Below are 23,103 nucleotides of genomic sequence, written 5' to 3' on the forward strand. Positions count from 1 at the left end.
ACGGCCGGGGCCGTGACCAATATGACCACTACTACCTCTACGGCCAAATGCTGTTGCCGTTCGGCGGGCGCTCCTAGGGTCAGTGACGTGATTCCAATGATGTGCATCACATTCGCCCTAGGAGAAACCATGACTTCCCAGAACTTTTTCACGCGGCCCGCTTTCACGCGTCCCACCCACACACGTCGCGCCGCCCTCATTGCCGGCGCCGCCGGAGTCGTCCTGGCCATGTCCGCCTGCGCGGGAAGCGGAACCGGCACCGCTGCCGGCGGGTCCGCGGGCGCCGATCCGATCAAGAAGCTCAGCATCATCGTCCCGGCCAACCCCGGCGGTGGCTGGGACCAGACCGGACGTGCCATGCAGCAGGACCTGCAGACCAACAAGCTCGTCTCCTCCGCCCAGGTCACCAACATTGGCGGCGGCGGCGGGACCAACGGCCTCGCCAAGCTCGCCACCGAGAAGGACTTCAACACCCTCATGGTGATGGGCTACGTCATGGTGGGTGCGGTCGAGACCAATGGCGCCAAGACCCGGCTCGAAGACACCACCCCGATCGCGCGGCTCACTGAAGAGCCGCTGGTTCTCGTGGTGCCGGCGTCGTCGAAATACCAGTCGGTCGCCGACCTCGTCGCGGACATCAAGGCCAACGGCAAGGGCGTGGCCATCACGGGTGGCTCGGCCGGGGGCGCGGACCACATCCTGGCCGGGCAGATCCTGAAATCCCAGGGCGTGGAGGCGGACAAGCTGAACTACATCGGCTACTCCGGCGGCGGCGAGTCCATCGCGGCGCTGCTCGGCAACAAGGTCCAGGCCGGCATCTCCGGCGTGGGCGAGTATGCCGAACAGGTCAAGGCCGGCAAGGTCCGGGCGCTCGCCGTCTCCGGAAAGGCCGAGGCCCCGGCGCTTCCCGGGATCAAGCCGCTCAAGGACCAGGGGATCGACGTCGTGCTGACCAACTGGCGCGGCGTGGTGGCCCCCGGGTCCATCGACGACGCCCAGCGAGCGAAGCTGACCGACGTCGTCACCAAGCTGCACGCGTCAGAGGCCTGGAAGTCCACCCTGACCAAGAACAACTGGGACGACGCGTTCCTGGCCGGTGACGGCTTCAAGACCTTCCTGACCGAGGACATCGCCAAGGTCAAGACCACCCTGACCCAGATCGGCCTGGTCAAGTAACAGTGTCTGACCTCGCATCAACGTCTGCACCCGCCGCGGCGCCCCCTGCGGCGCCCGCCAAGCGGCCGACCGGGGAGATCCTGTTCGCCCTCGTGTTCGTCAGCGTGGGCGTCGCGGGCCTGGCGACGGCGGGATCCATTCCGATCCCGCCGTCGGAGACCGGCATCGGCCCGCGTGCCTTCCCCTACATCGTGTGCGGCTTGCTGGTGCTGTGCGGCGCCGGGGTGGTCCTGCAGGTCCTCCGCGGCAAAGTCGGGCAGGCCGAGGACAGCGAAGACCTGGACGTGACCGCCAAGACCGACTGGGTGGCCCTGGCCAAACTCGTGGGTTTCGTGGTGCTGCACATCTTCCTGATCGAGCCGGCCGGCTGGCCGGTGGCCGCCGCCGTGCTCTTCAGCGGTGCCGCCTGGTCCCTGGACGCCAAACCCCTCTGGAAGGCGATCGCCGTGTCCGTGATCCTGGCGCTGGTGCTGCAGTACGTCTTCGGCGGCCTGCTCGGTGTTTCCCTGCCGCCAGGGCCGCTGTTCGAGGGGGTGCCGTTCTTCCATGGATAGCTTCATGCTCCTGCTCGAAGGATTCTCCACCGCGCTCCAGCCCGTCTACCTGCTCTACGCCCTGGGCGGGGTCTTCGTCGGCACCGCCGTCGGCGTGCTGCCCGGCATTGGCCCCGCCATGACCGTGGCCCTGCTCATGCCCATCACCTATGCCCTGGACCCCGCGGCTGCGTTGATCGTGTTCGCCGGGATCTACTACGGCGGCATGTACGGCGGTTCCACCACCTCCATCCTGCTGAACACGCCGGGCGAGTCCTCATCGATCGTCACGGCGCTCGAAGGAAACAAGATGGCCAAGGCCGGCAGGGGAGCGGCAGCCCTGGCGACGGCGGCGATCGGATCCTTCATCGCGGGCACCATCGCGACGGTCCTGCTGACCTTCCTGGCGCCCGTCGTGGCCGACTTCGCCGTCGGCCTCGGCCCCGTGGACTACGTGGCCCTCATGGTGGTGGCCTTCCTGACCGTCGGTGCGCTGCTGGGCGCCTCCGTCCTGCGCGGCCTGGCATCCCTGGCGCTCGGGCTGTTCATCGGCCTGATCGGTATCGATGACAGCACGGCCCAGCAGCGCTTCACGTTCGACAACCCCACCCTGGTTGACGGCGTCGACATGGTCCTCGTGGCCGTGGGCCTCTTTGCCCTCGGCGAGGCGCTTTATGTCGCATCGAAGCTGCGGCACGGCCCGGTGGAGCTGATCCCCGTCAGCAAGGGCAAGAACGCCTGGCTGTCCAAGGAGGACTGGAAGCGGTCCTGGAAGCCGTGGCTGCGCGGAACCTTCATCGGGTTCCCGATCGGCACCGTCCCGGCCGGCGGCGCGGACGTCTCCACATTCCTGTCCTACGCCGCCGAGCGGAAGCTGGCCAAGGGCGCCAACAAGGCCCAGTTCGGCAAAGGCGCGATCGAAGGCGTCGCCGGACCGGAAGCGGCCAACAACGCCGCGGCCGCCGGTGTCCTGGTGCCGTTGCTGACCCTCGGAATCCCGACGACGGCGACGGCGGCCATGATGCTCACGGCGTTCCAGCGCTACCAGATCCAGCCCGGCCCGCTCCTGTTCGAAAACCAGGGCGCGCTTGTCTGGACCCTGATCGCGTCGCTGTACGTCGGCAACCTCATGCTCCTGGTGCTGAACCTGCCTCTGGTGGGCCTGTGGGTGAAGATCCTGCAGATCCCGCGGCCCTACCTCTACGCCGGCATCCTGGTCTTCGCCGCCCTCGGCGCCTTCTCGGTGAACTTCTCCCCGAGCGACGTCGGCATCCTGCTGATAGTGGGCATCCTGGGCTACTTCATGCGCCGCTACGGCTATCCCGTGGCGCCCATGGTGGTGGCGATGATCCTGGGGCCGATGTTCGAGGTGCAGTTGCGGCGTTCGCTGCAGCTCTCGCAAAACGACCCCACGGCCCTGTTCGCCTCGCCGTTCGCCCTGGTCGTGTACGTCTCCATGGCACTGATCTTCGCCGCCTCGTGGTGGCTGCGCCGCCGCCAGGCAACATTGGAGGCTGCGCCGGCGAAGGAAGAGGTGTCCGTCTAAGCGCGGGCGTTGGACTGAATTGCCGCAAATGGCCGGAATGACGACACTCATTCCGGCCATTTGCGGTAAACGGGCCTATGGGAACGCACCGCCCGGGGCCGCACCGCGCCGGGCCGCACCGCGCCGGGCCTCACGCCTCCGACGTCGGGCGCGGCGCCGGGAGCCGGGACGGCGGGATGACGACATACAGCGGGGTCCGGATCCAGCGCTGGCCCGTCGCGCGGAACTCGGCCCGGGTGGAGAAATGGTAGAGGTAGCTGGTGGCACGTATCCAGTGCGGCCGTCCGCCGTCGAACGGGTCGTGGCGCAGCAGCCGCAGCGTGGGCCGGTCCGCCGCCAGCAGTTTGGCCAGGAACGCGTAGAACCACTCCTCGTGCACGGTACGCAGCGGCAGGAACCACATCAGCCAGTCCAGCCGCAGGTGGTACGGGGCGTACTGGCGCGGGATGCGCCGGACGTCGCCGGGCTTGCCCTTGAACCCGTACTCCCGCCAGTCCGCGTCGTCCCCGGGGTCCTCGTCGAGGGTCCCCTCCACCACGATCTCGATCCGCCGCTTCGTGACGGTGCCGAACGCGCCGTAGGTGTTGACCAACTGCCAGCGGTTGAAGGATGCGTTCATCAACTGGTGGTGGGAGAAGAGGTTCTCGATGGGCCGGTAGCTGAGCACCACCAGCAGCACGGTGGCCACAAGGACCACCACCAGCCAAGGAACCGGCGCCTGGCTGCCCACCCCGGCTGCGCCCACCGCCGCTCCTGCTCCTTGTCCGGGGGACGCCGCACGCCAGTCCAGCGGGATCGCCGGAATCACGGCGTGCGCCACGGGATCGCTGACCGCCGCGAAGGCCAGGATGATCGCCATCCAGTTCAGCCAGGCGAAATTTCCGCTCGCCACCAGCCACAGCTGGGTGAAGATGATGATTCCGGCGGCGGCGCTGGCCAGGGGCTGCGGGGCAAAGAGGAAGAAGGGCACCACCAGTTGGGCGAAGTGGTTGCCCAGGACCTCCAGCCGGTGCCAGGCCTTGGGGAGCAGGTGGGCCTGCCGGCTCAGCGGCCCCGGCATCGGCTGGGTCTCGTGGTGGTAGTACAGGGCCGTCAGGTCCCGCCATTCCTGGCCGCCCCGGATCTTGATCAGGCCGGCGCCGAACTCCAGCCGGAACACCAGCCAGACCAGCAGGATCAGGATGGTCCGGGGCGGGGGAGTCTGGTCGGAGCCAAGGAAGGCCACCGTGAACCCGGCCTCCAGCAGCAGCATCTCCCAGCCGAAGCCGTAGAACGTCTGCCCCACGTTCACGATCGACATGTACAACAGCCACAGGGCCAGGAACGCGATGAGCGGAACCCACGGCGGCCCGAGCTGCGGCAGCCCGGCGATGAGCGTGGCGGCAATGGCCATGCCGCTCCAGCACACCGTCCGCAGCAGCCGGTCCGAATAGCGCCAGCGGAACAGGCTGGGCCGGCCCAAACGGTTGAAGCCCTCGAGATACGCCGGCACCGGCAAAAGGCCGCGCTCGCCGAGGAGGGCCGGGAACTGGTTCAGCGAGGAGAGGAAGGCCACGAAATACAGGGTGGCGGTGCTGCGCTGCAGCACCTGCCGGGCGAACTCGTACTCCGGCGCGTCGAACCACGCGGTCCACTCCACGTTTTCCACGTTACGCCTCCGCCCTGCTGCGTCAACGAGCGGCGGAAGACTCAACCCGACGGCGTCGAGCTGGCACTTCACGGCACTGCTGCACGCCGCGGCTGCCGTGAAGTGCCACCTCGAGGCGGACGCGGCGCACCGGCGCGGTGCGGGATACTTGAATCATGCAGCCGCGCAAAATCGTCCTCCTCGGGTCCACCGGTTCCATCGGCACACAGGCGATTGACGTCGTCGACGGCGCCCCGCACCTTTTTGAGGTCGTCGCGCTCAGCGCCGGCGGCGGCAACCTCGAACTCCTGGCCCGGCAGGCCGTCCACACCCGCGCCCAGGCTGTCGGTGTCGCCTCCGGTGATGCCTCCGCCCTCCGGCGCATGATCGACGACGCCGCCCGCGCGGCAGGACTCATCGGGTACAGCCCCGAACTCATCACCGGCCCCGACGCCTCCACCCGGGTCGCGGAAATCACCGCCGACGTCGTCCTCAACGGCATCACCGGCTCGATCGGACTTGCCCCCACCCTGGCCGCCCTCGCCTCCGGGGCAACGCTGGCACTGGCCAACAAGGAGTCCCTGATCGTCGGCGGCGCCCTGGTCAAGGCCGCGGCCCGCGAAGGGCAGATCGTCCCCGTGGATTCGGAGCACTCGGCCATTGCCCAGTGCCTGCGCTCCGGCTCCGCCGCGGAAGTGGACCGGCTGATCCTGACGGCATCGGGCGGGCCGTTCCGCGGCAAGAGCCGGGACGAACTGCACGACGTCTCACCGCAGGACGCCCTGGCCCACCCCACGTGGGACATGGGCCTCATGGTCACCACCAACTCCGCCAGCCTCGTCAACAAGGGCCTGGAGGTGATCGAGGCGCACCTGCTCTTCGACATCCCCCTGGAGAAGATCGACGTCGTGGTCCACCCGCAGTCCGTGGTGCATTCCATGGTCCAGTTCGTCGACGGCTCCACGATCGCCCAAGCCTCGCCGCCGGACATGCGCCTGCCCATTGCCCTCGGCCTCGGCTGGCCGGACCGGGTCCCCGGATCCGCCAGGGCCTGCGACTGGGGCAAGGCCACCAGCTGGACGTTCGAGCCGCTGGACACCGTGGCGTTCCCCGCCGTCGACCTCGCGAAGGCGGCCGCCACGCAGGGCAGCACCTTCCCGGCCGTGTTCAATGCCGCGAACGAGGAAGCGGTGATGGCCTTCCACGCCGGGCAGATCCGGTTCACCGACATTGTGGACACCATCGATGCCGTCCTCAGCGAACACTCAGGCTCCTCCGGGCTGACGGTGGAGTCCGTACTGGATGCTGAAAGATGGGCACGCGCCCGCACCCACGAACGTTTAGCCGTAAGAAGCGTCTAGGAAGCAGCAGATCACAGTATGAGCCCCGTCCTCCTCTTTGTCCTCGGTGTCGTCTTCGTGGCGATCGGCATCGCCGTGTCCATTGCCCTGCATGAAGTCGGGCACCTGCTCCCGGCCAAGCTCTTCAAGGTCCGCGTGACCAAATACATGATCGGTTTCGGACCCACCGTCTGGTCGAAGAAAGGGGGCGAAACCGAGTACGGCCTCAAAGCCATCCCGCTGGGCGGCTACGTGTCCATGATCGGGATGTACCCGCCGAACAAGGAAGACGGCACCGTCCGCATCTCCAGCACCGGAATGTTCCAGTCACTGGCATCCGATGCCCGCTCCCTGGCCCACGAGGAAATCGGCCCCGGCGACGAAACCCGGGTCTTCTACCGGCTGCCGGTCTGGAAAAAGATCATCATCATGCTCGGCGGGCCCGCGATGAACCTGCTGATCGGCGTCGTGCTGACCGCGGTGCTGCTGATGGGATTCGGCACCGCCAGCCAGACCACCACGATCGCGGACGTCTCCAAATGCCAGGTCAAGGCCGGCGAGACCGTGGACCCGGACTCCGCCGACTGCAAGCCCACCCCGGCCGCGGCCGCGGGCCTGTTGCCGAATGACACCATCACCTCTTTCGACGGCAAGGCCGTCACCAGGTGGGACGAACTCACCGGCTGGATCCGCGCCTCGGCGGGCCGGCAGGTGAGCATCACCGTGGAGCGCGGCGGCGCCACCGTCTCGACAACCGTCACGCCCGTGCTCTCCGCCCGCCCGGTTCTCGGTCCCGACGGCCGCCAGGCCAAGGCCGCTGACGGAAGCCTCCAATACCAGGACGTCGGCTTCCTGGGCATCGGCGCCCAGACGGCACTCGTGCAGCAGCCGGCGTCGGCCGTGCTGCCGATGGCGGGGGAGAACATCAAGCAGGTCGCCGGTGTGGTGGTGAACCTGCCGGAGCGCGTGGCCGGTGTGGCCAAGGCAGCCTTCAGCGAGGAACCCCGGGACCCCAACGGCCCCATCAGCGTGGTGGGCGTGGGCCGCGTGGCCGGCGAGGTCGCCGCGATGGAGGAGGTCCCGCTGCAGTCCCGCTTCGCCGCCTTGGTGGGTTTGCTGGCCGGACTCAACTTCGCATTGGCCGTCTTCAACCTCATTCCGCTGCTGCCGCTCGACGGCGGCCACATTGCGGGCGCGCTGTACGAGGGGGCCCGCCGCCAGATCGCCAAGCTGTTCGGCCGCCCGGATCCCGGCGCCTTCGATATCGCCAAGCTGCTCCCGGTGACGTATGTGGTGGCGGTGCTGCTGATGGGCATGGGCGCGCTGCTGATCTACGCCGACATCGTCAAGCCGGTCAACCTCTTCGGATAGGCCCGACTGGCATTTCAGCCAAATTCCGCTGACTATCATTCATAAGCCTATTTAGGCTGATTTTAAGTAATCAGTTGAAGACGGTTGATTATTACCGATCAGCTCCCTAGGCTGGGGTCATGTACGTCATGACAATCGACCAGCGCGGCAGCACGGGCGACATCGACCGGGTCCCCGGCCTCCTGAAGGGGCTCAGCGCACTCTCCACCGCCGGGCGCTTTGAGCGTTCGGTGGGCGACGAGGTCCAGGGCGTCGTGGAACGGGCCGACGAGGTGGTGGAGATCGCCCTTCACGCCCTGCGCAGCGGCCGCTGGTATGTCGGGATCGGAGTGGGGGAGGTGGACCTGCCGCTGCCCGCCAGCCCGCGCGAAGGCTCCGGTCCCGCCTTCGTGGCGGCCCGGTCCGCCGTCGACCGGGCCAAGGGGGCGGCCGCCCATGTTCCCCTCGCCGTGGTTGCCGGCCGCGACCGCCGTCGGGCAAATGCAAATGCAGCAGCCACGGCCGCGGACGGCGCCAGCGGATCCCAGGGGGCCAGGGCCTGCGCCAATGCGGAGGCGGTGCTCCGACTGATTGGCCGCCTGGTCCAGGACCGGACCGCGGCGCAATGGAAGGTGGTGGACGTGCTGCGCTCGGTGCGGCAAGACACCCATGGAACCCACGGCAGCCAAAAAATAGCGGCACAGAAACTCGGAATCACGGAGCAGTCGGTGAGCCGCGCAGTCCTGCGCTCGGGCTGGCAGGAAGAATGGGCCGCGAGGCCGGCCGCAGAACTGTTGCTGACCCTCGCCCACGACAGCACCGAAGGAGAGAAGTGAACGCCCTGTGGATCACGCTGGCCCTGCTCACCGCAGGATTCGTCGGCTGGCCGGTCACTGCCTGGGTGTTCCGCCTCGCCCGCACCATTGATGACCGGGCCGACGCCGGAAGCGGCGCCGGCGCCGGCGGGGACGCGGCCGAGGACCCCGCCGCCGACTCCACCACGGACCCCGACCTCCAGGCGGCCCCGGAGCCGGCCGGGCCGGACGCAGCAGCGCCTACCCCGGCAGCGGCGGCCGCCGCGCCGCCCGCCGAGACCGTCAGCAGCGTGCGCATCCTGCGCGGCGGCGCCATTATCGGCATCCTGGAACGGTTCGCCGTGTGCCTGGCGATCCTGGCCGGCCAGCCCGTCGCCATCGCCTACGTCGTGGCCATCAAGGGCCTCGGCCGGTTTGCCGAGTTGAAAGCCACCCCGGTGGCGGCCGAGCGGTTCATCATAGGAACCCTCACCTCCATGCTCTGGGCAGCCGGTGTCGCCGCCCTGGCCAAGGTCCTCTTCCTCGGCTGACCGCGTGCCCCGGAGCCTCCGGATGGGAACCGGGCAAACAGGGCGATAGTGTATCCATATGACTGTTTTTGCTGTGGAGTACGTGTACGACGCCGAATCATCCGAGGTCCGCGATGCCAGCCGCCCGGCACACCGCGAATGGACCGCGGATCTTGCCCGTGAAGGCGCCCTGCTGGCCAGCGGCCCCTACGGCGACGGTGCAGGCGCGCTGCTCATCTTCAAGGCCGCCGATGAGGCGGCCTTGAATGACCTTCTGCGGCAGGACCCCTTCGCAGCAGCCGGTGCCATCTCGGGCACCCGCACCACCGTGTGGGCGCCGCTGACCGGTCTTCTGGCCGAGCACGCCTAGCCCGTCCCGCCCGCACCTTCGCAACTTCGAATTCTAAAAGGGAGTCCATGTGACCTCGGTCAGCCTGGGAATGCCGTCAGCACCGCCCCCCGTCCTTGCCCCCCGCCGCAAGACGCGCCAGATCAAGGTGGGATCAGTCGGCGTCGGCTCCGATTCGCCCATCAGCGTCCAGTCCATGACCACGACGCCGACGACCGACATCAACGCCACCTTGCAGCAGATCGCGGAACTCACGGCCTCCGGCTGCGACATCGTGCGCGTCGCCTGCCCGTCGGCCGATGACGCCGAGGCGCTGCCGATCATCGCCAAGAAGTCCCAGATCCCGGTGATCGCGGACATCCACTTCCAGCCGAAGTACGTCTTCGCCGCGATCGAGGCCGGCTGTGCCGCCGTGCGCGTGAACCCGGGCAACATCCGCAAGTTCGATGACCAGGTCAAGGAGATCGCCCGCGCCGCCAAGGACCACGGCACCTCCATCCGGATCGGCGTCAACGCCGGATCCCTGGAACCGGGCATCATGAAGAAATACGGCAAGGCCACCCCGGAAGCCCTCGTGGAATCCGCCGTCTGGGAGGCGTCGCTCTTCGAGGAGCACGGTTTCCACGACTTCAAGATCTCCGTCAAGCACAACGACCCGGTCATCATGGTTGCCGCCTACGAGATGCTGGCCGAAAAGGGCGACTGGCCCCTGCACCTCGGCGTCACCGAGGCCGGACCGGCCTTCCAGGGCACCATCAAGTCCGCCACGGCGTTTGGCGCCCTGCTCTCCCGCGGGATCGGCGACACCATCCGCGTCTCCCTCTCGGCCCCGCCGGTCGAGGAAATCAAGGTGGGCAACCAGATCCTGCAGTCGCTCAACCTGCGCCCCCGCAAGCTGGAAATCGTCTCCTGCCCGTCCTGCGGCCGCGCCCAGGTGGACGTCTACACGCTCGCCGAGCAGGTCACCGCTGGCCTGGAAGGCATGGAAGTCCCGCTGCGCGTGGCAGTCATGGGCTGCGTGGTCAATGGTCCCGGCGAGGCCCGCGAGGCCGATCTCGGCGTCGCCTCCGGCAACGGCAAGGGCCAGATCTTTGTCAGGGGCGAGGTCATCAAGACTGTCCCGGAGGATCAGATTGTTGAGACACTGATCGAAGAAGCCATGCGTATCGCAGAAGAGATGGGGGACGCCGATGGCGAAGATGCTGTCAAGGGTAGCCCCGTGGTTAGCGTCTCGTAAGGACGACGCCGCTCCCGGCGTCGTCGTCCGGGTCCTTGGCGGCGCGGACACCGGACAACTGCTGGCCCTGGCGCACCGGGACGCCGTCGCCAATGTCTTCATCCTCTCGCACCTGGAGACCGCCGGTACGGCGTCTCCCACGGCCGGGGGCGCCAGCATTCTTGGCGTGTTCGACGGCGGCACCCTCCTCGGTGCCTGCTGGGCCGGCGCCAACCTGGTGCCGATCGAGCTGGCGCCCGAGCTCGCCCGCCTCATTGCGATGGCCGCGCACCGCTCCGGGCGCCGCTACGCCTCGATCTTTGGCCCCGCCGAAACTGTGCTGGCTCTCTACGCGGCGCTGGAGCAGCTCGGCCAGACGGCCCACGAAGTCCGGGACCACCAGCCCCTGCTGACGATTGCGGGGCCGCCCGCCGTCCGGCCCGAGCCCGCACTCGGCTTTGGCCAGCTGGCTGACTTCGACAAGATCCTGCCCGCATGCGCCGCAATGTTCGAGGAAGAAGTGGGCTATTCGCCCTACCTCGGCGGCAGGGAGTATTACAGCCGGCGCGTCAAGAGCCTCATCCGCCAGGGCCATTCCCTCGTGCACGTGAACGCCGCCGGCGATGTCGTCTTCAAAGCCGAACTCGGCGCCGTCACGCCGGAAGTGACCCAGGTCCAGGGCGTCTGGATGAATCCCGACTTCCGCGGACTGGGACTGAGCGCGGGCTACATGGCCGCCGTCGTCGTCCTCGCCCAGACCCTCGCGCCGGTGACCAGCCTGTACGTCAACGGGTTCAACGCCAAGGCACGCGCCACCTACGATCGGGTGGGCTTTCGCCAGGTGGGCACGTTCGCTACAGTGCTCTTCTAGCGGGCAAATGCCGGCTGGCCGGTCTAGTTTTTTGGGGGAAACATGAAGACATCAGTGCTGCGCATTTTCGGGGCCTCGGCGCTCCTCGCCTGGGGCGCCATGGGATTGGCCGCATGTGGCACGCCCACCGGCTCGCCGGATACAGCCAAGAGTGCGCAAGCCCAGGCCGCAACCACGGTTCCCAGCGCGGCCACGACGCCTACTCCCACCCAGACGCAAGCCAAGGCTTACACGAGCGATGAACTGACGGCCCTCGTGGCACAGTTGAAGGATGCGCACGGCAAGCCGCTCACCGTGATGCCGCTTGCCGATCTCAAGAAGTCGGTCGAACAGGCAAAGTCCTTGCTGGCATCGATCTCGGTGGAACCCGCGGAGTGCGCGGCTCTGGCCCTTGGTGGCCAGGCAGCCTCGACCGAGGGCACGGCGGTCGCGGCGGGGGTGGCCCAAGATGCCGGGACGGGCGCTTCCACGGGTGTCTCCCTGGCGTTCCGGGCTGACGCCAAGCTCCTCAAGAAGGGACTCGCCCAGGTCGAGGACTTCAATAAGTGCTCAGCCCTTTCATTCACGACCAATGGCACCAAAGTGGACCTCAAACTGACCAAGCTGGCCGGAGTCGGCTCAACCCCGGGCACCGTCGCGTACCGGACAGACACCGCACTGCCGGGTGGCCGGAAGCAATCTGCGATCACCGGACAGGTGATCCAGGACGGCGTTCTCATCACCGTCAGCGCGGCAGGTGGCGGCAGCGAGGCCGACGCCATCTCCCGGGCCGGAAAATTACTGGATCAGGCCGCCGCGCTCGTCGGGAAGTAGCCCGATTGCCGCCGCGCATGGATCCGCAACGACATGCCGAAAATATCCGGTTGCAGACTATTGCTTCCCGGCCGCATGTCACATAGGTTCTACCTAGCCGTGTCGCATAGGCGCGCACACTCCCCAACGCATTTTCCGGGGAAGACAACGCCTGGAGACGACACCAAGTAGCTCGCAGCCTGAGATCTGGGGGTGCTGGGGCCACGGAGCCACGCCATGACGGGATGACCAGCCGGAAAACGGCCAGGGGCTTCCATCAGTTATGGCGTGGCTCTTCCATGCGCCGCGCTCCGCAGAAGCGGGGCAGAAGCGGGGGAGAAGCGGAGGAGAAGCGGGGCCGCAGCGGGGCCGGCGCGGCAAAGCGGTGCACTCTGGACGGTAGATTAGTACCTAGATGCTTTTCTTAGGCTTTGCCCGCACTTCCCCAGAAACGGATACCCCACCTGTGGTCCTTCGACTCTCCAAGCTGTTCCTGCGCACCCTGCGCGAAGATCCCGCCGACGCCGAGGTGGCCAGCCACCGGCTCCTGGTCCGCGCCGGCTACATCCGGCGGGCCGCGCCCGGCATCTACACCTGGCTGCCGCTGGGGCTCAGTGTGCTGCGCAAAGTGGAGCAGGTCATCCGCGAGGAAATGACCGCCATCGGAGCCCAGGAAGTCCACTTCCCGGCGCTGCTGCCCAAGGAACCCTACGAGGCCACGAACCGCTGGACCGAATACGGCGAGGGCATCTTCCGGCTCAAGGACCGCAAGGGCAACGACTACCTTCTGGCCCCCACGCACGAGGAAATGTTCACCCTGCTGGTCAAGGACCTGTACTCCTCGTACAAGGACCTGCCGCTGAGCATTTACCAGATCCAGAACAAGTACCGCGACGAGGCGCGTCCGCGCGCAGGCCTGCTGCGCGGCCGCGAATTCATCATGAAGGACTCCTACTCCTTCGACGTCGACGACGCCGGCCTGGACGACAGCTACGCCGCCCACCGCGGCGCGTACCTTAAGATCTTCGAGCGCCTCGGCCTCGAAGTGATTCCGGTTGCCGCCACCGCCGGCGCCATGGGCGGGTCCAAGAGCGAGGAATTCCTGCACCCCACCGAGATCGGTGAGGACACCTTCGTGCGCTCGGCCGGCGGCTACGCGGCCAACGTCGAGGCCGTCACCACAGTGGTCCCCGCGGACATCGACTTCAGCAACGCCCCGGCCGCCGAAGTCCGGGACACCCCGGACACCCCCACCATCGAAACCCTCGTCGACGCCGCCAACGTGCTGGTTCCGCGCACAGAGGCCGACGGCGGCCCCTGGACCGCCGCCGACACCCTCAAGAACGTCGTCCTCGCCGTGACGCTGCCCACCGGCGAACGCCAGATCGTCGTCATCGGCCTCCCCGGAGACCGCGGTGTGGACCTCAAGCGCGTCGAGGCGAACATCGGGTCCTTCCTGCCGATTGCCGGCGAGATCACGCTCGAAGCCGCCAATGAGGACGACCTCAAGAAGCAGCCCCTGATCGTCAAGGGCTACCTCGGCCCCGGCATGTCCCTAGACGCGCCGCTGCTGGGCAGCGAGGGCGCCGCAAAGCTGCTCTACCTCGTGGATCCCCGCGTCGTCAGCGGCTCTGCCTGGGTCACCGGCGCCAACGAGGCCGGCAAGCACGTCTTCGGCCTCGTCGCCGGACGCGACTTCGGCTGGGACGGAGTCATCGAGTGCACCGAGGTGCGCGCCGGCGACGAGGCTCCCGACGGTTCCGGTCCCCTCGAAACCGCCCGCGGCATCGAAATGGGCCACATCTTCCAGCTGGGCCGGAAGTACGCCGCCGCCCTGGACCTGAAAGTCCTGGACCAGAACGGCAAGCAGGTGGTGGTGACCATGGGCTCCTACGGCGTCGGCGTCACCCGCGCCGTGGCGGCCCTGGCAGAGTCCAACCACGACGACCGGGGCCTGGTCTGGCCGCGCGCCGTCGCCCCCGCCGACGTCCACGTTGTGGCCGTGGGCCGCGGCGAGGAGATCTTCGCCGCCGCCGAAAAACTGTCCCTGGAGCTCGAGGCTGCCGGCCTGGACGTCATCTATGACGACCGCCCCAAGGTTTCCCCCGGCGTGAAGTTCGGCGACGCCGAACTCGTCGGCGTCCCCACCATCCTCGCCGTCGGGCGCGGACTCGTGGACGGCGTCGTGGAGATCAAGGACCGCCGCAGCGGCAGTGCCGAGAATGTAGCCGTTGACAAGGCTGTTGACTACGTGGTCAACGCCGTGCGCAACAGCTGATGCCGCGCCGCCCCGGGCGCCGTACTAAGCCGTACTAAGTAATGGTCTCCGGACTCGAATCGATCCAGCTCGGAACTGTCATCCTGATCGTCGTGGCCGGCCTGGCGGCCGGATGGGTCGACGCCGTCGTCGGCGGCGGCGGGCTCATCCAGCTCCCGGCGATGCTCCTGGTGCCGGGCATCAGCCCGGTCCAGGCACTGGCGACCAACAAGATGGGGTCCATCTTCGGCACCAGCACCAGCGCGGCCACGTACTACCGCCGCGTCCGGCCCGATCTGCGCACCGCCCTGCCCATGGCAGCGATCGCGCTGGCGGGCAGCTACGGCGGTGCGGCGCTGGCCGCCAACCTGCCGGCCAGCGTGTTCAAGCCGATCATCGTGCTGGCGCTGATCGCCGTCGCGCTCTTCACCGCCTTCCAGCCCGGCATCGGTGAGCTGACCAAGCTGCGCCACGAGGGGCACCGGCACTACGTGGTGGCCTGCCTGATCGGCGGCGTGATCGGCTTCTACGACGGCCTGATCGGTCCCGGCACCGGTTCGTTCCTGATCATCGCCCTCGTCTCGGCCATGGGCTACGCCTTCCTGGAGGCCAGCGCCAAGGCCAAGATCGTGAACGTGGCCACCAACGCCGGCGCCCTGCTGTTCTTTGTTCCGCACGGCGCCGTGCTGTGGGGGCTCGGGCTGCTGCTGGGCATGGCGAACATGGCCGGCGGCTACCTCGGTGCCCGGACTGCGGTCCGGCAGGGGAGCAAGTTCATCCGGATCGTGTTCCTGGTGGTGGTGGGCGCGCTGATCATCAAGCTCGGCTCCGACGTCTGGCAGGACAACCTGTCCTAAAGCCGCCTGGTTCCGCGGCAACCCGCATGGGACTCCCGGTCCGCTGGCCCCGGGCGTAGCATGCAGCTATGTCAGCAGGTGAGGAACGCTACCGGGATGCCCTCGAGGCCGCGGCCGGACACGCACGCCGGTGGCTTGAGAGCCAGGGAACACGCCGAATCGGGCCGCAGGTCACGGCGGCCGAGCTGGCGGCCGACTTCGGCGGACCGCTGCCCAAAGAGGGCATGCCGGCGGCGGAAGTGGTGGACTATCTTGCGGCCAAGGCCGAACCCGGGCTGATGGCCATGCCGTCCGGGCGGTTCTTCGGCTGGGTCATCGGCGGCACGCTGCCGGCGGCGCTGGCGGCCGACTGGCTGCTCAGCGCCTGGGACCAAAACGCGGGGCTGCGCTTCGCCACGCCCGCCACCGCCGCGATCGAGGAAGCCGCCGGCAAATGGATCCTTGAGCTGCTGGGTCTGCCCGGGGAGTCCGACGTCGGCTTCGCCACCGGCGCCACCATGGCCAACTTCACCGGCCTCGCCGCCGCCCGCTGGCGGCTCATGGCCGACGCCGGCTGGGACCTCGACGGCGACGGCCTCGCCGGTGCGCCCCGGATCCGCTGCTTTGCGGGGCAGGAACGGCACGACACCATCGACCTCGGCCTGCGCTACCTGGGGCTGGGACGTCCCACCGTGGTGCCGTCCGACCGCCAGGGGCGCATCATCCCGGCCGAGCTGGATTGCGCCCTGGACCTTGCGCTCCGTGCGGGGGAGGACGGCCGCCCGGTCCCGGCCCTGGTGTGCCTGCAGGCCGGCAACCTGCATTCGGGCGCCTTCGACCCCTTCGCCGAGGCCATCGCCGTCGCGAAGGCGCACGGCGCCTGGGTGCACGTGGACGGGGCTTTCGGACTCTGGGCGGCCGCCGTGCCCGAGTTGTCCGCCCTGACCGCGGGACTCGGGCTGGCCGATTCGTGGGGGACGGATGCGCACAAGACCCTCAACGTCCCGTACGACTGCGGGATCGTGATCGTGCGCGACGCCCAGGCCCTGCGGTCGGCGATGGGGCTGCACACCAGCTACCTGATCCAGGCCGCGGACGGTGCCGGGGACCCGTTCGAGTCCGTGCCTGAGCTCTCCCGCCGCGCGCGGGGCGTCCCGGTGTGGGCGGCGCTGAAATCCCTGGGCCGCGACGGCGTCGCCAGCCAGGTCCGCACGCTCGTGCAGCGGGCCGCGCAGTTGGCCGAGCAGCTCGGGGCGCTGGACGGCGTGGAGGTGCTCAACGACGTCGACTACACCCAGGTGTCCCTGGCGTTTGGCGACGACGCCGTGACCCGGGCCGTGACGGAGAGGGTCATGGCTGATGGCCGGGTCTGGATGTCCGGGTCACGCTGGCAGGACCGCGATATCCTGCGGATTTCGGTGAGCAACTGGAGCACGGACGACGCCGACGTCAGAGTCGCCGTCGACGCCGTCCGCGACGCGCTGGCGGCGGTGCGGGGCTGACTGCGGGGGTTAGCGAGTTACGCGTGCGCGGAGATGCGGACCGCGGTCACCTTGTATTCAGGGCACCCCGTTACCTCGTCCTCCACGGCAGAGGTGAGGCTGTTGACTGTTGCGCCGGGGAAATGGAAGCCCGCGAACACCTGACCGGGTTCCACATCGTCCGTGATCCTGAGCCGCAGGACCGCCATTCCATGCCGGCTGTCCAGCCGGACAGTATCGCCATCATTCAGTCCCAGCGCCGCCGCGTCCCCGGGCTCGACGTCGATCGTTTCGTCGGGGAGCAGGACCAGGTTGTCGGTCCGGCGGGTCATGCTGCCGGAGTTGTAATGCTCCGCCCTGCGCCCGGTGACGAGCAGGTACGGATAGGCCGCGTCGCACTGCTCGCCCGGCGGCAGGTACGGCCGCGCGGCCAGGTGTGCCAGACCGTCCGGGGTGGCGAACCGGTCCTGATAGAGCCGAGGTGTTCCAGGGGAAACGGCGGACCCGCACGGCCAATGCAGCGGGCCGTCCCGGTCCAGGCGTGCGTGGGATATTCCGCCGAACAGCGGCGCCAGGCTGGCGCACTCCGCCATGGCCTCCTCCGGTGTGGGGCATCCAAGGTCCGCCCCCATGCCGGCCGCGACGGCGTGCAGCACCGCGAAGTCTGTGCGGACGCCGGCCGGGGGCGCCACGGCGGCCCTGACCCGCTGGAAGCGCCGGTCGAAGTTGACGAACGTGCCGTCCTTCTCGAGCCAGGCGGCCACGGGAAAGACGACGTCCGCTGCGGCGGCCGTGGGGGAGAGGAACAGATCGTTGCAGATCACCAGCGGGCAGGCAGCCAGGGCCGCCCGCACCGAAGCGCTGTCAGGATCGGTGGCGAGCACGTCCTCCCCGATCACCCACAGCGCCTGCAACGCCCCGTCCCGGGCGGCCGCGAACATCTGCGGGATCCGAAGCCCTGGCCGCGACGGCACATCGGCCCGCCAGGCCTCGGCGCAGCGGGTCCGCGCTGCCGGGTCCAAGACCTTCTGGTAGCCGGGCAGCAGGTCAGGCAGAGCCCCCATGTCAGACGCACCCTGGACGTTGTTTTGCCCGCGCAGCGGGTTCACCCCACCGCCGGCACCCGGCCCGACGGCACCGCGCAGGAGTGCCAGGTTGGACAGGGTCCGGACACCGTCCGTGCCGTGCCGGTGTTCGGTCACGCCGAGTCCGTAGAAGATTGCCGGGACCAGCGCCTGACCGTACATCACGGCGGCGCGCACGAGGTCGTGCGCCGGGACACCGGAGATTTCGGCTACGCGTTCCGGCGGGTAGTCCTCGAGCAACCCGAGCAGCTCGTCATAGCCGTTGGTGTGGGTATCAAGGAAGGCGGAGTCCAGGAGCCCCTCGCGGACCAGGACGTGGGCCAGGCCGTTGAACACGGCCACGTTGGTTCCCGGCCGGGGCCGCAGGTGGACGTCGGCGTGCCGGGCGAGGAACGTGCGCCGGGGATCCACCACCACCAGGCGGGCGTCGTCCATGACCCGCTGGAAGATCCGTGAACCGACAACGGGGTGCGCCGCCGTCGGATTCGCGCCAACCAGGAGGATCACGTCGCACCGGTCGAGGTCATCGAATGCATTCGTGCCGCCGCCCAGGCCAAACGTGGCGGCCAGGCCGGCCGCCGAGGGGGCGTGACAGAGCCGGGCGCAGTTGTCCACGTTGTTTGTCCCCATGACGGCCCGGGCGAATTTCTGGGCCAGATAGTTCTCCTCGTTGGTGGCCCGGGCCGAGGAGATGACGGCGAATCCGCCCGGGTCCGCGTCCCGGATCCCGGCAAGCCTGGCGGCCACGTAACCCGTTGCGGCCTCCCACGACGCGGGCGCCAGGGTTCCGTTCCTGCGGATCAGCGGGGTTGTCAGACGGTCTGTTGAACCCAGGAACCCGTGGGCGAACCGTCCCTTGACACACGCGTGGCCGCGATTCACTGAGCCCTCACCGGCGGGCCGGACGGTCATGATCACGTTGTCACGGGTGGAGACCTCCAGGGTGCAGCCGACGCCACAATACCCGCAGGTGGTCCGGGTCTGCCGTTCGATCGGCAGCAGGTTGAGCAGCCCGGGCTCGGACAGGGCGCCGGTGGGACACGTATCCACGCACGCCCCGCACGAGACACAGTCGGACTCCGCCCAGGGACCACCGGTGCCCGGCGCCACCACCGTGCCGGCTCCGCGGCCCGTGAGGGTCAGGGCGAACGTGCCCTGGATCTCCGCGCAGGCGCGGACACACCGCCCGCAGGCAATACAGAGATCGCGGTCAAGGTTGACGTACGGGTGGGAGTGGTCAAGTCCGCGCTCCGGCGGCGTGACGGCACCAGACGGGGCAGTCACCCCGTAGTCGGCGCATTGCCGGGCCAGTTCGCTGCGGTCGGCCGGGACGTCCAGCGCCCGGGTCGGCAGCCCCGCGACGATGGCCCGCAGGGCATCCCGCCGCAACGCCCGGGACGCCTCGACGGCGACGCGCAATCCGTCCTCCGCCGGGGTGCTGCAGGCGGCGGCCGGGCCCCGGCCGGTGATGTCGACCAGGCAGGTACGGCACGAGGCCACGGTGGTGAGCCGGTCATCGTGGCACAACGTCGGGAGGGCCAGGCCGGCCGCCCGCACAGCATCGAGCAGCGTGGCTCCGGCCGCGACCTCGACCAGTCGGCCGTCGACAACGAGTTTCACGACGGCCATCCGTCCAGGCCGTAGACGCGGGCGAGGCTTAACACCGCGGACGGCACCCGGCGGCCGAAAGCGCACAGGCTGCCCGCCGCCATCGTGCGCAGCACCTCGCCGCGTTCCCGGCGGATATCCGGCCCGTCAGGCCGCTCCGACAGGGCCCGGCCGCGCCATGTCCCCACCCGGCAGGGCGAGCACTGCCCGCAGCTCTCCGCCGCCGCAAAGTCCCACAGGTTCCGCAGCACCTGCTCGCCCGAAAGCCTGTCATCGAAGGCGACGATCCCTGCGTGGCCGAGGGCCGCTCCCCGGCTGGTGAGGGCGGTATCGCTCAGGGGCACGTCCAGGTCGGCGGGGCCGAGGAAGCCGCCCAGGGGGCCGCCGATTTGCAGTGCACGCATCGCTGCCCCGTCCCGAAGCCCGCCGCCGAGATCTTCCACGATCCGCCGGACCGGCGTGCCGATCTCCACCTCGTAGGCGCCGGGCCGGAGAAACCGTTCGGACAGGCAGGCGACCACCGTGCCGGCCTCGTCCGCGGTCCCCATCGCGGCGTATGCGGCTCCGCCGTGCTGCACTATCCACGGCACCGCACTGAGTGTTTCCACGTTGTTGACTACGGTGGGCCGTCCGTGGAGCCCCCGTGCGGTGGGAAACGGCGGGCGGGGCCGCACGACGCCGCGCAGGCCTTCGAGCCCGTTCAACAGGGCCGTTTCCTCGCCGGAGACATACGACCCCGCGCCAACAGCTACGTGGATCTCCAGGCTGAATCCGCTGCCTCCCGCGTCCGGGCCGAGGTGCCCGGCAGCGCGTGCCTCGAGCAGCGCTTCCTTCAGGCGGGCGACGGCGTGGGGATACTCTGAGCGGACAAACACGACGCCGGTTTCCGCGCGGACAGCGAAGCAGGCCAGGGCGAGGCCTTCGAGCACCCGGTGCGGGTCCTGTTCCATGAGCAAGCGGTCCGCAAAGGAACCGGGGTCGCCCTCATCACCGTTGGCCACAACCACCCGCGGTGCAGGGTGTTCCAGTGCGGCCCGCCATTTGGCGGCGACGCGGAAGCCGGCTCCGCCCCGTCCCTTCAGTCGGGCGGATTCGACCTGGCTGAGGACATCTTCAGGTGTTCCTGCGGCGACGACGCCGGGCCAGGCCGACCATGGCGTCGAGGCTCCCAGCAGCCCGGCGGTCACCACAGCGTACGCACTGTCACAGGACACCGGGATGGGCGGCGCCTTCCGCGGTGACGACCCCTGCAATTGGGCCGCCAGGTCGGGCCCTGCACACGCGTCCTCGCCGTCGATGGCTGCCGGTCCGCCGAAGCAGTAGCCCAGGCAGCGCACTTCCTGGAGCGATACGGCGCCGTCCGCGCTTCGGCTCCCCGCCTCCACTCCCAGCGCCGCTTCCACTTCCGCCATGTGCCTGCCGCCGGACGCCGCGAAGCAGGCGGCTGCACCGCATGCCCGGATGTGCCGGGTTCCGTGCGGCGCGGAGAAGTCGGCGAAAAACGATGCCGGTCCCTCGGCCGCTGCGGCGGGCAAGCCGAGCGCACGGGCGATCTCGGCCGGGGAGGTAACGGAGCCGCGGAGCATACTCTTGATCTCCACGATGGGCCGCTCGAAGCGGGCGGCATACCGGAGGAAAGGATCGTCATTGTCCCGACCCTCCTGCCCGGCAGGTTCGGCGGCTGAGCGCCCGCCACGGGGTTCGTGCATGTGTCCAGCCTTCTCCCCGGCACCCCCGGTCGGGGAAGAGCCAAAAGTCCCCGGATCGCCAAGTGCTGAAGGAGCCGGCTGCGGCTAGTGCTGGTCCGCCGCCCAGTGGGCCATGTCCTGGCCCGGATCGGGCAGTTCCTGCGGGGCGGGCAGGCCGGGAAGCGTCCGGCCCGCCAGCGTGCTCGCCACCCACAGCGATCGGGCCAGATCGCCGTCATAGTGGCGCTGCGAGGCATACCAGAGGGCGTTCTCAACCTCGCGCGCCAGGCTCCACTGCCGGGCGGCCTCGGCGTCGAGCCCGGCTGCGGCACTGAAATCCCCGCACCGCGCGAACAGGGCCCGCCCGGGATCCTGCTGCGGCAGTTCCCGGAGCCTGTTCCACAGCACCGGGGCCACCGCGAACTCCGCCTCCCCGATCATGGGCTGGGGATCAATCGCAGCGTACTCCAGCGGCGGTGTTTCCTTCCGGGTTCCAGGGTCCGGGACGCCCGGCCGGGCCAGCACGTTCAAATAGTGCAGGTCCGCGTGGACCAGGACGTCTTTGCCGGACCGCCGGCCCACGGCGCCGCGGGTCTGGCAGACCTCCAGCGCCGCTTCGAGCAGCCAGCGTGGGAACGGCCGCCCGAGGTGTTCCCACGCCTCCGGGAATTCATCGCTCCACCGCTCGGCCCGTGCCGCCACGTGGTCGATTTCCCGCCACTCCGGCCGGCTGTCCGGGACCACGCTGAGCTGGCGGACCACGCCGCCCCACGCGGTCACCGCCGTGTCCAGCGGGACATCCAGGAGGGAGCGGCAGGCGTCCAGGCGCTCGAGGAGCAGGGCGCAGGAACCGGCGTCGGCGGCCAGCAGCCTGACGGCGCCGTGACCTCCCCACAGGGCGAGGGCGTGGTGTTCGCGGGTGGCCTCCTCATGCGGAAAAGCCAGCTTCAGCACGGCTGCCTCGCCCTTGCCCGGGGACCCCTGCCCGTCCCGGCGCCGCACGGGAATGACGACGCCGCCGTGCCCGTTCCAGGGAAGGGCACCCGGTTCCAGATCCGGCTCCAGGTCCCACTGGTCGAGGAATCGCCCGATCAGGTCAGGAAGTGTCGCCAGCCAGGTGCGTCCCGCAGGGGTACGGGCGTACCGGCGGGAAAGATCAGGCGGGATGGGGACGTCTGGGATCGCGTTCACGGGACCTATCGTAGGGCCGGAGGGGTCGCCGCCGCGTTGGCGGGCCTCGGATGGTTCCTCTGGGACCGGGGGGCCTTTAGACGATGCCGCTCGCGCCGAGCGCGTTGCCGATCGCGAACGTTGCCACCAGCGCAACGGCGCCGCCAATCACCACGCGGATCGCTGCTTTGAGCTTTGAGCCGCCGCCAATCCACGCGCCCACGGCGCCGGTGGCGGCCAACGCCACGAGCACGGCCACGAAGGTCAGCGGAATCCTGATGCTTTCCGGCGGCAGCAGGATGGCCAGCATGGGCAGGATTGCACCGGCGAGGAACGCGATGGCAGAAGCGAACGCCGCGTGCCAGGGGCTCACGATGTCGGTCTCGTCAATATGGAGTTCGGCTGAGAGGTGCGCGCCGAGCGCGTCGTGCGCCGTCAGTTCCTTGGCCACCGTCCGTGCGGTCGCGGGGCTGAGGCCCTTGCCCTGGTAGATCGCCGCGAGCTCCTCGAGCTCTTCCTCCGGCTGTTCCTCCAGTTCCCGGCGCTCCTTTTCGATCAAGGCGTGCTGGCTGTCCTTCTGGCTGCTGACGGAGACATATTCCCCGAGCGCCATCGAGATAGCGCCGCCCACCACGCCCGCGGCGCCCGCGAGCAGGATTGCTCCGGTGTCGGTGGTGGCGCCGGCGACGCCGACGACGATCGCTGCGACGGAGACGATGCCGTCATTGGCCCCCAGAACGCCCGCGCGGAGCCAATTGAGGCGGTGTGCGATGTCATTGTGGTGCGGCTCGTTCTCGTGCTGGGTTGCGGCGCCGGTCGTTTCCATGCCTACAGCAAATCACCCGGCGCCGGGG

General features: G+C 69.0%; 19 protein-coding genes. 14 read left to right on the forward strand and 5 right to left on the reverse strand.

The features are described 5' to 3' along the window. Positions 1-129 precede the first annotated feature (129 nt). The 3 genes from AC1DFR_RS04005 to AC1DFR_RS04015 are packed head-to-tail and all read left to right on the forward strand — an operon-like array spanning position 130 to position 3,255. Positions 130-1,176, forward strand: a complete 1,047-nt coding sequence (locus tag AC1DFR_RS04005) for a Bug family tripartite tricarboxylate transporter substrate binding protein (RefSeq protein WP_476872773.1) — start codon at positions 130-132, stop codon at positions 1,174-1,176. A 2-nt stretch (positions 1,177-1,178) separates the two neighbouring features. Next, the gene (locus AC1DFR_RS04010) at positions 1,179-1,730 is read left to right on the forward strand and encodes a tripartite tricarboxylate transporter TctB family protein (RefSeq protein ID WP_230009576.1); all 552 of its coding nucleotides are present in this window, start codon (positions 1,179-1,181) and stop codon (positions 1,728-1,730) included. Further along, complete coding sequence (locus AC1DFR_RS04015; protein WP_476849414.1) at positions 1,723-3,255, forward strand: tripartite tricarboxylate transporter permease; 1,533 nt, start codon at positions 1,723-1,725, stop codon at positions 3,253-3,255. The genes AC1DFR_RS04010 and AC1DFR_RS04015 overlap by 8 nt, the downstream gene beginning before the upstream one ends. A gap of 130 nt (positions 3,256-3,385) precedes the next feature. Here AC1DFR_RS04015 and AC1DFR_RS04020 read toward each other — a convergent pair whose 3' ends face one another. Beyond that, positions 3,386-4,894, reverse strand: a complete 1,509-nt coding sequence (locus AC1DFR_RS04020) for a lipase maturation factor family protein (protein ID WP_476872774.1) — start codon at positions 4,892-4,894, stop codon at positions 3,386-3,388. A 164-nt stretch (positions 4,895-5,058) separates the two neighbouring features. Here AC1DFR_RS04020 and dxr point away from each other — a divergent pair, with 164 nt between their 5' ends. From dxr to AC1DFR_RS04075, 11 genes are all read left to right on the forward strand, one after another. Beyond that, positions 5,059-6,243, forward strand: coding sequence for a 1-deoxy-D-xylulose-5-phosphate reductoisomerase (gene dxr, locus AC1DFR_RS04025; RefSeq protein ID WP_476872775.1), 1,185 nt, complete (start codon positions 5,059-5,061; stop codon positions 6,241-6,243). An 18-nt stretch (positions 6,244-6,261) separates the two neighbouring features. Next, positions 6,262-7,593 (forward strand): M50 family metallopeptidase, encoded by a 1,332-nt coding sequence (locus AC1DFR_RS04030; RefSeq protein ID WP_476872776.1) that lies wholly within the window; start codon positions 6,262-6,264, stop codon positions 7,591-7,593. A gap of 119 nt (positions 7,594-7,712) precedes the next feature. Next, positions 7,713-8,408 (forward strand): MarR family transcriptional regulator, encoded by a 696-nt coding sequence (locus AC1DFR_RS04035; protein ID WP_476872777.1) that lies wholly within the window; start codon positions 7,713-7,715, stop codon positions 8,406-8,408. Beyond that, positions 8,405-8,917, forward strand: coding sequence for a hypothetical protein (locus tag AC1DFR_RS04040; RefSeq protein WP_476872778.1), 513 nt, complete (start codon positions 8,405-8,407; stop codon positions 8,915-8,917). The genes AC1DFR_RS04035 and AC1DFR_RS04040 overlap by 4 nt, the downstream gene beginning before the upstream one ends. A gap of 58 nt (positions 8,918-8,975) precedes the next feature. Further along, positions 8,976-9,266, forward strand: a complete 291-nt coding sequence (locus AC1DFR_RS04045) for a YciI family protein (RefSeq protein ID WP_079551403.1) — start codon at positions 8,976-8,978, stop codon at positions 9,264-9,266. 49 nt (positions 9,267-9,315) lie between these two features. After that, positions 9,316-10,482, forward strand: coding sequence for a flavodoxin-dependent (E)-4-hydroxy-3-methylbut-2-enyl-diphosphate synthase (gene ispG, locus AC1DFR_RS04050; protein WP_028277109.1), 1,167 nt, complete (start codon positions 9,316-9,318; stop codon positions 10,480-10,482). Continuing rightward, positions 10,445-11,332: a GNAT family N-acetyltransferase gene (locus AC1DFR_RS04055; protein ID WP_476872827.1), complete on the forward strand. Its 888-nt coding sequence runs from the start codon at positions 10,445-10,447 to the stop codon at positions 11,330-11,332. The genes ispG and AC1DFR_RS04055 overlap by 38 nt, the downstream gene beginning before the upstream one ends. A 42-nt stretch (positions 11,333-11,374) precedes the next feature. Further along, positions 11,375-12,145, forward strand: a complete 771-nt coding sequence (locus AC1DFR_RS04060; protein ID WP_476872779.1) for a hypothetical protein — start codon at positions 11,375-11,377, stop codon at positions 12,143-12,145. 445 nt (positions 12,146-12,590) lie between these two features. Further along, a complete protein-coding gene (locus AC1DFR_RS04065; RefSeq protein ID WP_476849421.1) occupies positions 12,591-14,402 on the forward strand; it encodes a proline--tRNA ligase in 1,812 nt (603 codons plus the stop codon). A gap of 41 nt (positions 14,403-14,443) precedes the next feature. Beyond that, positions 14,444-15,238 (forward strand): sulfite exporter TauE/SafE family protein, encoded by a 795-nt coding sequence (locus AC1DFR_RS04070; protein ID WP_028277113.1) that lies wholly within the window; start codon positions 14,444-14,446, stop codon positions 15,236-15,238. 68 nt (positions 15,239-15,306) lie between these two features. After that, a complete protein-coding gene (locus AC1DFR_RS04075; protein ID WP_476856451.1) occupies positions 15,307-16,719 on the forward strand; it encodes a pyridoxal phosphate-dependent decarboxylase family protein in 1,413 nt (470 codons plus the stop codon). A 17-nt stretch (positions 16,720-16,736) separates the two neighbouring features. Here the strand turns inward: AC1DFR_RS04075 and fdhF are convergent, their stop codons facing one another. The 4 genes from fdhF to AC1DFR_RS04095 all read right to left on the reverse strand — a co-directional run bounded on the left by fdhF (position 16,737) and on the right by AC1DFR_RS04095 (position 23,075). Beyond that, positions 16,737-19,412 carry a formate dehydrogenase subunit alpha gene (gene fdhF / locus AC1DFR_RS04080; RefSeq protein ID WP_476872780.1) on the reverse strand — a complete coding sequence of 892 codons (2,676 nt, stop codon included), beginning with the start codon at positions 19,410-19,412 and terminating at the stop codon, positions 16,737-16,739. Then, positions 19,400-21,100 carry an NAD(P)H-dependent oxidoreductase subunit E gene (locus AC1DFR_RS04085; RefSeq protein WP_476872781.1) on the reverse strand — a complete coding sequence of 567 codons (1,701 nt, stop codon included), beginning with the start codon at positions 21,098-21,100 and terminating at the stop codon, positions 19,400-19,402. Before AC1DFR_RS04085 ends, fdhF begins: the two co-directional genes overlap by 13 nt. 84 nt (positions 21,101-21,184) lie before the next feature. Beyond that, entirely contained in the window at positions 21,185-22,270 is a 1,086-nt protein-coding gene (locus AC1DFR_RS04090; protein ID WP_476872782.1) for an aminoglycoside phosphotransferase family protein, read from the reverse strand. A gap of 76 nt (positions 22,271-22,346) precedes the next feature. After that, positions 22,347-23,075, reverse strand: coding sequence for a VIT1/CCC1 transporter family protein (locus AC1DFR_RS04095; RefSeq protein WP_223914023.1), 729 nt, complete (start codon positions 23,073-23,075; stop codon positions 22,347-22,349). Positions 23,076-23,103: the final 28 nt, after the last annotated feature.

Source organism: Arthrobacter sp. 05T410 (assembly GCF_056396505.1).

Excerpts from the sequence above, each read along its gene's own strand:
- AC1DFR_RS04005 (WP_476872773.1), top strand. The coding sequence starts at position 130 with ATGACTTCCCAGAACTTTTTCACGCGGCCCGCTTTCACGCGTCCCACC.
- AC1DFR_RS04015 (WP_476849414.1), top strand. The coding sequence starts at position 1,723 with ATGGATAGCTTCATGCTCCTGCTCGAAGGATTCTCCACCGCGCTCCAG.
- dxr (WP_476872775.1), top strand. The coding sequence starts at position 5,059 with ATGCAGCCGCGCAAAATCGTCCTCCTCGGGTCCACCGGTTCCATCGGC.
- AC1DFR_RS04030 (WP_476872776.1), top strand. The coding sequence starts at position 6,262 with ATGAGCCCCGTCCTCCTCTTTGTCCTCGGTGTCGTCTTCGTGGCGATC.
- AC1DFR_RS04035 (WP_476872777.1), top strand. The coding sequence starts at position 7,713 with ATGTACGTCATGACAATCGACCAGCGCGGCAGCACGGGCGACATCGAC.
- AC1DFR_RS04045 (WP_079551403.1), top strand. The coding sequence starts at position 8,976 with ATGACTGTTTTTGCTGTGGAGTACGTGTACGACGCCGAATCATCCGAG.
- AC1DFR_RS04055 (WP_476872827.1), top strand. The coding sequence starts at position 10,445 with ATGCTGTCAAGGGTAGCCCCGTGGTTAGCGTCTCGTAAGGACGACGCC.
- AC1DFR_RS04060 (WP_476872779.1), top strand. The coding sequence starts at position 11,375 with ATGAAGACATCAGTGCTGCGCATTTTCGGGGCCTCGGCGCTCCTCGCC.
- AC1DFR_RS04070 (WP_028277113.1), top strand. The coding sequence starts at position 14,444 with ATGGTCTCCGGACTCGAATCGATCCAGCTCGGAACTGTCATCCTGATC.
- AC1DFR_RS04075 (WP_476856451.1), top strand. The coding sequence starts at position 15,307 with ATGTCAGCAGGTGAGGAACGCTACCGGGATGCCCTCGAGGCCGCGGCC.
- fdhF (WP_476872780.1), bottom strand. The coding sequence starts at position 19,412 with ATGGCCGTCGTGAAACTCGTTGTCGACGGCCGACTGGTCGAGGTCGCG.
- AC1DFR_RS04085 (WP_476872781.1), bottom strand. The coding sequence starts at position 21,100 with ATGCACGAACCCCGTGGCGGGCGCTCAGCCGCCGAACCTGCCGGGCAG.
- AC1DFR_RS04095 (WP_223914023.1), bottom strand. The coding sequence starts at position 23,075 with ATGGAAACGACCGGCGCCGCAACCCAGCACGAGAACGAGCCGCACCAC.